This is a genomic window from Streptomyces avidinii (assembly GCF_045161815.1).
GTDB lineage: Bacteria > Actinomycetota > Actinomycetes > Streptomycetales > Streptomycetaceae > Streptomyces > Streptomyces avidinii.
Genome location: NZ_CP108863.1, coordinates 6,571,981 through 6,584,632, shown reverse-complemented (window position 1 = coordinate 6,584,632; position 12,652 = coordinate 6,571,981). Strand labels below are relative to the sequence as shown.

Annotated in this window: 5 protein-coding genes, 3 rRNA genes and 1 pseudogene; 1 reads left to right on the top strand and 8 read right to left on the bottom strand. The window is 65.5% G+C overall.

Annotated features, from left to right (window positions below; all coding sequences use genetic code 11):
- Window positions 1–8 precede the first annotated feature (8 nt).
- Both OG373_RS29705 and OG373_RS29700 read right to left on the bottom strand, forming a co-directional pair.
- Window positions 9–1,076, bottom strand: a complete 1,068-nt coding sequence (locus OG373_RS29705; RefSeq protein ID WP_405441400.1) for a FecCD family ABC transporter permease — start codon at window positions 1,074–1,076, stop codon at window positions 9–11.
- Between the two features lie 49 nt (window positions 1,077–1,125).
- Window positions 1,126–2,193, bottom strand: coding sequence for an HAD-IIA family hydrolase (locus tag OG373_RS29700; RefSeq protein WP_405441398.1), 1,068 nt, complete (start codon window positions 2,191–2,193; stop codon window positions 1,126–1,128).
- A gap of 87 nt (window positions 2,194–2,280) precedes the next feature.
- Between OG373_RS29700 and OG373_RS29695 the strand changes: the two genes are divergently transcribed.
- Window positions 2,281–3,552, top strand: coding sequence for a DUF1015 family protein (locus OG373_RS29695; RefSeq protein WP_397735888.1), 1,272 nt, complete (start codon window positions 2,281–2,283; stop codon window positions 3,550–3,552).
- Between the two features lie 87 nt (window positions 3,553–3,639).
- On the opposite strand, the gene OG373_RS29690 is transcribed toward OG373_RS29695, so the two are convergent.
- The 6 genes and pseudogenes from OG373_RS29690 to OG373_RS29665 all read right to left on the bottom strand — a co-directional run bounded on the left by OG373_RS29690 (window position 3,640) and on the right by OG373_RS29665 (window position 12,626).
- Window positions 3,640–4,530, bottom strand: a complete 891-nt coding sequence (locus OG373_RS29690; protein ID WP_405444248.1) for a hypothetical protein — start codon at window positions 4,528–4,530, stop codon at window positions 3,640–3,642.
- A gap of 555 nt (window positions 4,531–5,085) precedes the next feature.
- Window positions 5,086–6,093 (bottom strand): annotated as a pseudogene (locus tag OG373_RS29685) (hypothetical protein); the annotation flags it as partial.
- Between the two features lie 183 nt (window positions 6,094–6,276).
- A 5S ribosomal RNA gene (rrf, locus tag OG373_RS29680) occupies window positions 6,277–6,393 on the bottom strand.
- Window positions 6,394–6,499: 106 nt separating this feature from the next.
- A 23S ribosomal RNA gene (locus OG373_RS29675) occupies window positions 6,500–9,622 on the bottom strand.
- A 284-nt stretch (window positions 9,623–9,906) separates the two neighbouring features.
- A 16S ribosomal RNA gene (locus OG373_RS29670) occupies window positions 9,907–11,431 on the bottom strand.
- Together the 16S, 23S and 5S rRNA genes form the textbook arrangement of a ribosomal RNA operon.
- Before the next feature lie 553 nt (window positions 11,432–11,984).
- Window positions 11,985–12,626, bottom strand: coding sequence for a DNA-3-methyladenine glycosylase (locus tag OG373_RS29665; protein ID WP_405441397.1), 642 nt, complete (start codon window positions 12,624–12,626; stop codon window positions 11,985–11,987).
- Window positions 12,627–12,652 lie beyond the last annotated feature (26 nt).

The following is a 12,652-nucleotide window of genomic DNA, read 5'->3' as shown; positions in this document are numbered from 1 at the left end:
GGTCGCGGTCACAGCTGGGCCATCCTCTTGCGCCGAACCAGGTAGATGAAGACCGGGCCGCCGATGAGCGCGGTCACGACGCCGACCTGGAGTTCGGCGGGCCGGGTGACGACACGGCCGATGACGTCGGCGCCGAGCAGCAGTACCGGCGACAGGACGGCCGAGTACGCGAGCACCCAGCGCATGTCCGGCCCGGTGAACGCCCGCACCAGGTGCGGGACCATCAGCCCGATGAACACGATCGGCCCGCACGCGGCGGTCGCCGCGCCGCACAGCAGGGTGATGGCGATCATGGCGCCGACCCGGGTACGCGTCAGGTGCGCGCCGAGCGCCCGCGCCGTGTCGTCGCCCATGGCCATCGCGTTGAGCGGCCGGCCCAGCGCCAGCGCGAGCACCGCGCCGGCGAGCAGGAAGGGGGCCACCTGCCGGACGGTGTCCATGTTGGCCGAGGCCAGCGAACCCACCGTCCAGAAGCGCAGCTTGTCCAGGGCCTTGGTGTCCATCAGCTGCACGGCGTTGATGTATCCGACCAGGGCCGCGCTGGCCGCCGTACCGGCGAGCGCGAGGCGCACCGGCGTCGCGCTGCGGCTGCCGCCGAGCACGTACACGACGACCGAGACCACGGCGGCGCCGAGGAAGGCCCACCACACGAACTCGCTGAGCGAACTCGCCCCGAAGAAGCTGATCGCGGAGACCACGGCGGCCGCGGCGCCCGCATTGACGCCGAGGATGCCGGGCTCGGCGAGCGGGTTGCGGGTCAGCGCCTGCATCACCGCACCGGACAGGCCGAGTCCGAGCCCGACCATCAGCCCGAGGAGGGTGCGCGGGATCCGAAGGTCGCGCACCACCACGTCGGCGGGTGTCCCCGCGTAGGCGAACAGGCCGTGCCAGACCTCGTCCAGGGACATCTGCTTGGCGCCCACGGCGATGCTCACGACGGCGATCAGCGCCAACACCGCGAGGGCGGCGAGCAGACCGGCGGCGCGCGCGGCATGACGCGGGCGGGCAACGGCGGTCACGGCGCCCTCTTGGGGCGCCGCGCTCCGTTCGGGTTCAGGAGGACTCTCGACCAACACGCAGGTTAGGCTAGCCTATCCTGCACATCGATCGGGCTCCCCGTACGGCCTAAAGACCCAGCCTGGCCAGCGCCTTCGCCGCGTCCAGCGTGCAGACCCCGTTCCCGGCCGCCGTCCAGGCCGCCGCGCACAGTGCCCGCAGACCGTCGATCGGGTCCGCGCCGTCCGCCGCGTCCGCACCGCCCGACCCGTCCGCGGCGTGCAGTTCCAGCACGCCACCGTTCGTCGCGACCGCCGTCCAGCCGCCGCAGCGGAAACCCTCCGGAACCGGCTCCACCTCCGGCTGCCCGGTCAGCAGCCCCCGCAGGTCCCGGTCCACATACGTCGGCCGGTGCCTGGGCTCGGCCCGCAGCAGCTGCTCCGCGTCCGTCACCCCGGTCAGCACCAGCAGCGAGTCCACCTCCCCGTTGAAGGCACCCTCGATGTCGGTGTCCAGCCGGTCCCCGACCACCAACGGCCGCTCCGCCCCGGTCCGCAGCACCGTCTCCCGGTGCATCGGGGGCAGCGGCTTGCCCGCCACCTGCGGCTCCGCGCCCGTGGCGATCCGTACGACCTCCACCGCGGCCCCGTTGCCCGGCGCGATCCCCCGCGCCCCGGGAATCGTCAGGTCGGTGTTCGACGCGAACCACGGCACCCCGCGGTTGATCGCGTACGAGGCCTCCGCGAACCGCCCCCACGGCAGGTCGGGACCCCCGTACCCCTGGACGACCGCCGCGAGGCCCTCCTCCTCGGCCGAGTCCACCGGCACCAGACCGCGCTCGCGCAGCGCGACCCGCAGCCCTTCCCCGCCGATCACCAGCACCTTCGACCCCGGCTCCACCTGCTCCGCGATCAGCCGGGCCACCGCCTGCGCCGAGGTGATCACCTCACCCGCCTCGGTCGGGATGCCCAGCTCGCCCAAGTGCTCCGCGACCGCGTCCGGCGTCCGCAGTGCGTTGTTCGTGACGTACGCGAGGTGCATCCCGTCGGCCCTGGCCGCGGCCAGGGACTCCACCGCGCACGCGATGGCCTCGCCGCCCGCGTACACCACCCCGTCCAGGTCCAGCAGGGCGGTGTCGTACGCCTGGTGCAGACTCTGCTCACTCGCCGCGGGACTGGTCCTGCTCTGCCGGGTCATCCTGTCCGCTCCTCATGAGATCGATCTTGTCCGATTCCGTACTCCCCCGATCATCCCGCATGGCGAGACGCGTCTTACGATGCACCAATGACCACTTCTCGCACCGCGGAGCAGGGACTGCGCCTGATCCCGTTCCATGGCCTGCGCTACGTCCCGGAGCGTGTCGGCAGCCTGGCCGCCGTCACCTCGCCGCCGTACGACGTGGTCGTGCGCCCCGACGGAGTCGACCACCTCGAATCCGCCGACCCGCACAACATCGTCCGCCTGATCCTCCCGCAGGCCGGCACCCCGGCCGCGCGCAACGAACAGGCCGCACGCACCCTGCACGACTGGCTCGCCGAGGGCATCCTGAGCGCCGACCCGGAGCCCGCGCTCTACGTGTACGAGCAGCGCAGGGCGGGCCTGTTGCAGCGCGGCGTCATCGGCGCCCTCGCCCTGTCCACCGCCGACGCCGGCATCGTCCTGCCGCACGAGGACGTCATGCCGGACGTGGTCACCGACCGGGCCGGTCTCATGCGGGCCACCTCCGCCAACCTCGAACCCCTCCTCCTCACCTACCGGGGCGACGAACCCGGCACCGGAGCCGCCGCGGTCGTCGAGCGGACCGCCCAGCGCGCGCCCCTGCTGTCGACCACCACCGAGGACGGCTTCCAGCACCGTCTCTGGGCCATCACGGACCCGGCCGAACTCGCCACCGTCACGGCGGATCTCAGCCATCGCCAGGCCCTCATCGCCGACGGCCACCACCGCTGGGCGACGTACCTGCGCCTCCAGGAGGAGCACAGCTCCCCCACCGCCTGGGACTTCGGCCTGGTCCTCCTCGTGGACACCGCCCGCTACCCGCTCCAGGTCCGCGCCATCCACCGGATGCTGCGCCGCCTGCCGGTCGCGGACGCCCTCGCCTCCCTCGACGGCCACTTCCGTGTCCGCCCGGTCGACGGGCCGCTCCCGCTGGCGCTGGACTCCCTCGCGGACGCCGCGGAACGCGGCAACGCCTTCATCGTCGCCGGCGACGGCGCCTTCCACCTGGTCACCGACCCCGACCTGGCCCTCCTCGACCGCACGGTCCGCCACGACCGTCCCGAGGCCTGGCGCCGGCTGGACGCCACCGTCCTGCACGCGACCCTGCTGGACGCCCTCTGGCAGATCCCGGACGCCCCGGACCAGATCACGTACATCCACGACGCCGCGTCCACCGTCGCGATGGCGGAGCGGCACGGCGGGACCGCGGTCCTGCTGCATCCCGTACGCGAGGAGGTCGTACGGGACCTGGCCCGCCAGGGCGTCACCATGCCCCGCAAGTCCACGTCCTTCGGGCCGAAGCCGGCCACGGGCCTGGTCCTGCGCGGCCTGGGCTGACCCCGTCCGGACAATGAAGGTCCGGACATGAAGAAGGGCGGTACCCCGGCCGGGGTACCGCCCTTCTTCATGTCACCGTGCCGTGCCTCAGGCCTTGTCGTCCTGGACGTCGGCGTCGGAGTCGGCCTCGGACTGCTCCAGCGGCTCGTACTCCTCGTCGTCCTCGTCGTAGTACTCGGCGACGTCGGAGGCGCGCTCGGCCGCGGCGATCTCCGCCGGGTCCTCACCCTCGTCGTCGTCCTCGTCGTCGTCCTCGTCGTCGTCCTCGTCGTCGTCCTCGTCGTCGTCCTCGTCGACGTCGATGTCGGCGTCGTCGTCCTCGTCGACATCGGCGTCAGCCAGGTCGATCGCGGCGTCGACGAACTCGACACCGTCGAGCTCGGCGAGGCGGTCGGAGGCGTCGGTGGCGCCGTCCTTGTCCGCTTCCAGGGTCTTGCCGAACCACTCGCGTGCCTCGTCCTCGCGACCGGCGGCCAGCAGGGCGTCGGCGTAGGCGTAGCGCAGGCGCGCGGTCCACGGCTGGACGGAGCTGGAGGCGAGCTCCGGGCTCTGCAGGGTCACGATGGCGGCTTCCAGCTGCCCCTGGTCCCGCCGGGCACCGGCCGCGACCAGACGCATCTCGACCTGGCCGGCCTTGTCCAGCTTCTGAACCTCGGGCTCACCGGCCATGGCCAGCGCCCGCTCCGGACGGCCGAGGCCGCGCTCGCAGTCGGCCATGACGGGCCACAGCTCGACCGAGCCGGTCATGCGCTTGGCGGCGCGGAACTCGGCGAGGGCCTCGCTGTACTTCTGCGTGGCGTACGCGGCGAAGCCGGCGGCCTCACGGACGGCGGCAACGCGGGAGGCCAGCCGCAGGGCGATGCGCGAGTACGCGTACGCCTGCTCGGGCTCCTCGTCGATCAGCCGGGCGACCATGACGAGGTTCTTGGAGACCTCTTCGGCCAGGCCCTTGGGCAGGCTCAGCAGCTCCTGACGCACATCGGCGTCGATCTCGAGGCCGGTGACGTCATCGTCGATCGGAAGCCGCTTGACCGGGTCGCGGTCGGCGCGGAAGTCGCGGTCGCCGCCACGGTCGTCACGGCCGCGGTAGCCACCGCCACGGTCGTCACGACGGGGGTACGACGGACGGTCGCCGCCACGGTCATCGCGACCACGGTAGCCACCACGCTCACCACCGCGGTCGTCGCGGCCGCCACGGTCGTCCTCACGACGCGGGTAGGACGGACGGTCGCCACCACGGTCGTCGCGACGGAAGCCGCCGCCACCACCGCTGGAGGGACGGCCACCACGGTCGTCCTCACGACGCGGGTACGACGGACGGTCCCCACCGCGGTCGTCGCGACGCGGGTAGGACGGACGGTCCCCACCACGGTCGTCACGACCACCACGGAACCCGCCACGGTCGTCATCGCGACGCGGGTACGACGGACGGTCCCCGCCACGGTCGTCACGGCGGAAGCCGCCGCCGCCACCGCTGGAGGGACGGCCACCGCGGTCGTCCTCACGACGCGGGTACGACGGACGGTCCCCGCCACGGTCGTCGCGACGCGGGTAGGACGGACGGTCCCCACCACGGTCGTCACGACCACCACGGAACCCGCCACGGTCGTCATCGCGACGCGGGTACGACGGACGGTCCCCGCCACGGTCATCGCGACGCGGGTAGGACGGACGGTCGCCACCACGGTCGTCACGACGGAAGCCGCCGCCGCCACCGCTGGACGGACGGCCACCGCGGTCGTCCTCACGACGCGGGTACGACGGACGGTCCCCGCCACGGTCATCGCGACGCGGGTACGACGGACGGTCCCCGCCACGGTCATCACGACGCGGGTAGGACGGACGGTCGCCACCACGGTCGTCACGACGGAAACCGCCGCCACCACCGCTGGACGGACGGCCACCACGGTCGTCCTCACGACGCGGGTACGACGGACGGTCCCCGCCACGGTCATCACGACGCGGGAAGCTCGGACGGTCCCCACCACGGTCGTCACGACGGAAACCGCCGCCACCACCGCTGGACGGACGGCCACCACGGTCGTCCTCACGACGCGGGTACGACGGACGGTCCCCGCCACGGTCATCACGACGCGGGAAGCTCGGACGGTCCCCACCACGGTCGTCACGACGGAAACCGCCGCCACCACCGCTGGACGGACGGCCACCACGGTCGTCCTCACGACGCGGGTACGACGGACGGTCCCCGCCACGGTCATCACGACGCGGGAAGCTCGGACGGTCCCCACCACGGTCGTCACGGCGGAAACCGCCGCCGCCACCGCTGGAGGGACGGCCACCGCGGTCGTCCTCACGACGGGGGTACGACGGACGGTCCCCGCCACGGTCATCACGGCGGAAACCGCCGCCACCGCTACCGCCACCGGAGGGACGACCACCACGGTCGTCGCGACGGAAGCCGCCGCCACCGGCACCGCCGGCCGGGCGACCACCACGGTCGTCACGACGGAACGGAGGACGGTCGCCGCCACGGTCGTCACGGCCCCCGCGGTAGCCGCCCCTGTCACCGCCGTCGTTGCGCCGAGGCTCGCGCTCCGGACGATCGTCGGGAGAGTTGGACATGGGTGTGACTCCTGTCTTCGGGGTACCGCTAGTCATTCTCGCGCAACCAACCCATGGCCGCGCTTCGGCGTAAAGAGGTGAAAATAAAAAAGGACCCTTGGTCCAGCGTTGAACGCTGGACCAAGGGTCCTTTGAAAGATTGTTCGGCGGCGTCCTACTCTCCCACAGGGTCCCCCCTGCAGTACCATCGGCGCTGAAAGGCTTAGCTTCCGGGTTCGGAATGTAACCGGGCGTTTCCCTAACGCTATGACCACCGAAACCCTATCGGTTTCGAGCGAACAAGCACACTTTGTAGTTATGTTCTAGCTCTAGAAACCAGCAACTGTTCGTTGCTTCAGAACTAACACAGTGGACGCGAGCAACTGAGGACAAGCCCTCGGCCTATTAGTACCAGTCAGCTTCACCCGTTACCGGGCTTCCACATCTGGCCTATCAACCCAGTCGTCTACTGGGAGCCTTACCCTCTCAAGGAGGTGGGAATACTCATCTTGAAGCAGGCTTCCCGCTTAGATGCTTTCAGCGGTTATCCCTCCCGAACGTAGCCAACCAGCCATGCCCTTGGCAGGACAACTGGCACACCAGAGGTTCGTCCGTCCCGGTCCTCTCGTACTAGGGACAGCCCTTCTCAATATTCCTACGCGCACAGCGGATAGGGACCGAACTGTCTCACGACGTTCTAAACCCAGCTCGCGTACCGCTTTAATGGGCGAACAGCCCAACCCTTGGGACCGACTCCAGCCCCAGGATGCGACGAGCCGACATCGAGGTGCCAAACCATCCCGTCGATATGGACTCTTGGGGAAGATCAGCCTGTTATCCCCGGGGTACCTTTTATCCGTTGAGCGACGGCGCTTCCACAAGCCACCGCCGGATCACTAGTCCCGACTTTCGTCCCTGCTCGACCCGTCGGTCTCACAGTCAAGCTCCCTTGTGCACTTACACTCAACACCTGATTGCCAACCAGGCTGAGGGAACCTTTGGGCGCCTCCGTTACCCTTTGGGAGGCAACCGCCCCAGTTAAACTACCCATCAGACACTGTCCCTGATCCGGATCACGGACCGAGGTTAGACATCCAGCACGACCAGAGTGGTATTTCAACGGCGACTCCACAACCACTGGCGTGGCTGCTTCAAAGTCTCCCACCTATCCTACACAAGCCGAACCGAACACCAATATCAAACTATAGTAAAGGTCCCGGGGTCTTTCCGTCCTGCTGCGCGAAACGAGCATCTTTACTCGTAGTGCAATTTCACCGGGCCTATGGTTGAGACAGTCGAGAAGTCGTTACGCCATTCGTGCAGGTCGGAACTTACCCGACAAGGAATTTCGCTACCTTAGGATGGTTATAGTTACCACCGCCGTTTACTGGCGCTTAAGTTCTCAGCTTCGCAACCCCGAAAGGTCACTAACCGGTCCCCTTAACGTTCCAGCACCGGGCAGGCGTCAGTCCGTATACATCGCCTTACGGCTTCGCACGGACCTGTGTTTTTAGTAAACAGTCGCTTCTCGCTGGTCTCTGCGGCCACCCCCAGCTCAAGCAGCAAGTGCTATCACCAGTGATGGCCCCCCTTCTCCCGAAGTTACGGGGGCATTTTGCCGAGTTCCTTAACCATAGTTCACCCGAACGCCTCGGTATTCTCTACCTGACCACCTGAGTCGGTTTAGGGTACGGGCCGCCATGAAACTCGCTAGAGGCTTTTCTCGACAGCATAGGATCATCCACTTCACCACAATCGGCTCGGCATCAGGTCTCAGCCTTAATGAGGGACGGATTTGCCTACCCCTCGGCCTACACCCTTACCCCGGGACTACCACCGCCCGGGCTGGACTACCTTCCTGCGTCACCCCATCGCTTACCTACTACAAGTCTGGTTCGTCGGCTCCACCACTTTCCTTCCCCCGAAGGGTCCGGAACGGCTTCACGGACTTAGCATCGCCTGATTCGATATTGGGCGTTTCAAAGCGGGTACCGGAATATCAACCGGTTGTCCATCGACTACGCCTGTCGGCCTCGCCTTAGGTCCCGACTTACCCTGGGCAGATCAGCTTGACCCAGGAACCCTTAGTCAATCGGCGCACACGTTTCTCACGTGTGTATCGCTACTCATGCCTGCATTCTCACTCGTGAACCGTCCACAACTAGCTTCCGCTGCTGCTTCACCCGGCACACGACGCTCCCCTACCCATCACAGCGGGCGTTGGCCCTATTGCTGCAATGACACGACTTCGGCGGTACGCTTGAGCCCCGCTACATTGTCGGCGCGGAATCACTTGACCAGTGAGCTATTACGCACTCTTTCAAGGGTGGCTGCTTCTAAGCCAACCTCCTGGTTGTCTCTGCGACTCCACATCCTTTCCCACTTAGCGTACGCTTAGGGGCCTTAGTCGATGCTCTGGGCTGTTTCCCTCTCGACCATGGAGCTTATCCCCCACAGTCTCACTGCCGTGCTCTCACTTACCGGCATTCGGAGTTTGGCTAAGGTCAGTAACCCGGTAGGGCCCATCGCCTATCCAGTGCTCTACCTCCGGCAAGAAACACACGACGCTGCACCTAAATGCATTTCGGGGAGAACCAGCTATCACGGAGTTTGATTGGCCTTTCACCCCTAACCACAGGTCATCCCCCAGGTTTTCAACCCTGGTGGGTTCGGTCCTCCACGAAGTCTTACCTCCGCTTCAACCTGCCCATGGCTAGATCACTCCGCTTCGGGTCTAGAGCGTGCAACTCAATCGCCCTATTCGGACTCGCTTTCGCTACGGCTTCCCCACACGGGTTAACCTCGCTACACACCGCTAACTCGCAGGCTCATTCTTCAAAAGGCACGCAGTCACGACCGTTGTTCCGAAGAACAACGGCGACGCTCCCACGGCTTGTAGGCACACGGTTTCAGGTACTATTTCACTCCGCTCCCGCGGTACTTTTCACCATTCCCTCACGGTACTATCCGCTATCGGTCACCAGGGAATATTTAGGCTTAGCGGGTGGTCCCGCCAGATTCACACGGGATTTCTCGGGCCCCGTGCTACTTGGGAGATTCTTAAGCAAGCCGCTGATGTTTCGTCTACGGGGGTCTTACCCTCTACGCCGGACCTTTCGCATGTCCTTCGACTACATCAACGGTTTCTGACTCGCCGACCGGCCGGCAGACCGATCAAAAGAATTCCCACAACCCCGCATGCGCAACCCCTGCCGGGTATCACACGCATACGGTTTGGCCTCATCCGGTTTCGCTCGCCACTACTCCCGGAATCACGGTTGTTTTCTCTTCCTGAGGGTACTGAGATGTTTCACTTCCCCTCGTTCCCTCCACACTGCCTATGTGTTCAGCAGTGGGTGACAGCCCATGACGACTGCCGGGTTTCCCCATTCGGACACCCCCGGATCAAAGCTCAGTTGGCAGCTCCCCGGGGCCTATCGCGGCCTCTCACGTCCTTCATCGGTTCCTGGTGCCAAGGCATCCACCGTGCGCCCTTAAAAACTTGGCCACAGATGCTCGCGTCCACTGTGTAGTTCTCAAACAACGACCAGCCACCCATCACCCCACCAGACAAGCTGGCGAGTTCACTGGGGCCGGCACTGAAGATCGCAACCTTACGGCCGTACCTTCAGGACCCAACAACGTGCCAAGCACGATCCCTCATCAGTGAGTCACTTTCCACGCCGAAGCAGTACTTGTGATCCATCAGAAGAACCGTGCCAACTAATCAACGTTCCACCCATGAGCTGACCGTGCAGAACATTTGTCTGCAATCGGTACTGTGCTCCTTAGAAAGGAGGTGATCCAGCCGCACCTTCCGGTACGGCTACCTTGTTACGACTTCGTCCCAATCGCCAGTCCCACCTTCGACAGCTCCCTCCCTTACGGGTTGGGCCACCGGCTTCGGGTGTTACCGACTTTCGTGACGTGACGGGCGGTGTGTACAAGGCCCGGGAACGTATTCACCGCAGCAATGCTGATCTGCGATTACTAGCAACTCCGACTTCATGGGGTCGAGTTGCAGACCCCAATCCGAACTGAGACCGGCTTTTTGAGATTCGCTCCACCTTGCGGTATCGCAGCTCATTGTACCGGCCATTGTAGCACGTGTGCAGCCCAAGACATAAGGGGCATGATGACTTGACGTCGTCCCCACCTTCCTCCGAGTTGACCCCGGCGGTCTCCTGTGAGTCCCCATCACCCCGAAGGGCATGCTGGCAACACAGGACAAGGGTTGCGCTCGTTGCGGGACTTAACCCAACATCTCACGACACGAGCTGACGACAGCCATGCACCACCTGTATACCGACCACAAGGGGGGCACTATCTCTAATGCTTTCCGGTATATGTCAAGCCTTGGTAAGGTTCTTCGCGTTGCGTCGAATTAAGCCACATGCTCCGCTGCTTGTGCGGGCCCCCGTCAATTCCTTTGAGTTTTAGCCTTGCGGCCGTACTCCCCAGGCGGGGAACTTAATGCGTTAGCTGCGGCACCGACGACGTGGAATGTCGCCAACACCTAGTTCCCAACGTTTACGGCGTGGACTACCAGGGTATCTAATCCTGTTCGCTCCCCACGCTTTCGCTCCTCAGCGTCAGTAATGGCCCAGAGATCCGCCTTCGCCACCGGTGTTCCTCCTGATATCTGCGCATTTCACCGCTACACCAGGAATTCCGATCTCCCCTACCACACTCTAGCTAGCCCGTATCGAATGCAGACCCGAGGTTAAGCCTCGGGCTTTCACATCCGACGTGACAAGCCGCCTACGAGCTCTTTACGCCCAATAATTCCGGACAACGCTTGCGCCCTACGTATTACCGCGGCTGCTGGCACGTAGTTAGCCGGCGCTTCTTCTGCAGGTACCGTCACTTTCGCTTCTTCCCTGCTGAAAGAGGTTTACAACCCGAAGGCCGTCATCCCTCACGCGGCGTCGCTGCATCAGGCTTTCGCCCATTGTGCAATATTCCCCACTGCTGCCTCCCGTAGGAGTCTGGGCCGTGTCTCAGTCCCAGTGTGGCCGGTCGCCCTCTCAGGCCGGCTACCCGTCGTCGCCTTGGTGGGCCATTACCCCACCAACAAGCTGATAGGCCGCGGGCTCATCCTTCACCGCCGGAGCTTTCAACCCCCGCCCATGCAGGCAGGAGTGGTATCCGGTATTAGACCCCGTTTCCAGGGCTTGTCCCAGAGTGAAGGGCAGATTGCCCACGTGTTACTCACCCGTTCGCCACTAATCCACCCCGAAGGGCTTCATCGTTCGACTTGCATGTGTTAAGCACGCCGCCAGCGTTCGTCCTGAGCCAGGATCAAACTCTCCATGAATGTTTACCCGTAATCGGGTGCACACATCACTTAGAGCGGGCACGTCATGTCGGAATAAGACCGACGCGCCACAACGTCCTCGCTGTGTTTGTTGCCTGCCAGTGCCCGAAGGCCCGACAGGTCTTTTTCAAAGGAACCTCATCCACCGAAGTGGACGGGGTATCAACTTCTGGCGTTGATTTTTGGCACGCTGTTGAGTTCTCAAGGAACGGACGCTTCCTTTGTACTCACCCGCAGCAACTTCGGCTGGGGCTTTCCTCCGGGCTTTCGTTCTGTTCTTGCGTTTCCAACTCTACCAGATCATTTCCGCGCCGTTTCCGGCGGTGGATTTGAATTCAGTGACCGTTGAAGGGTCTTTGCCTTTCGGCGTTCCACCACTTTAGCGCTTATCCCTTGCGGCTCATAATCGAGCCACTGGCCAGGAATTCGGGCATGCCGAATAGGACCCCGCCAGGGGTAAGTCGTAGGTGTTGGGTTGGCCGCTCTGGGTGTCTGCCGACAGCAGTGCCCGTTCAAGCGGCTCGGGCTACGTTAGGCGTCGGGCAAGGGCGAGTCAAGTTGAGCGGCGGCGTGGCGCGTGGGCGCGGTACGGGCTCACCGTCGGGTCGTCGGTGAGCCAGAAGCGGTACGGATGCCCCGCGCCGGCTCCTCCCACTCCCGTGCGCGGGCCGCTGCTGACCAGGTCCGTCGAGGTCGGGGTGCCGGTGAGGAGGGACAAGGGGGAATCGGGGCCCGCGCAGAGGTCGGTGCCGTCGAGGGAGCGGTCCACGTCCAGGGCTGTGGCCAGGCGGGCCGGGCCTTGGGCCAGTTCTCTCGGGCTTCTGGCTGAAATTCGACGTTTGGCGGCCAGCTCGGCACCCACTGTCACCTCGCCCGCGCGCAGCAGCACCCCGCTCGCGTGGCCCGGCGGGCCGCACACCAGGTTGAGGCTGAACCACATGCCGTAGATGAAGTAGACGTACGCGTGTCCGGGCGGACCGAACATGGACGCGTTGCGGGCGGTGCGGCCGCGGTGGGCGTGCGAGCCGGGGTCGGACTCGCCCTCGTAGGCCTCGACCTCCGTGATGCGCAGTTCGAGGGGGCCGTCCGCGGTGCGGCGGACGAGGGTGCGGCCGAGGAGGTCCGGGGCCACAGTGAGGACCGGGCGGTCGAAGAAAGACCTGGGCAGGGGCGTACGGTCAGGTCGCGCGCTCATCCGGTCGAGCGTAGTGGAACGCGTCC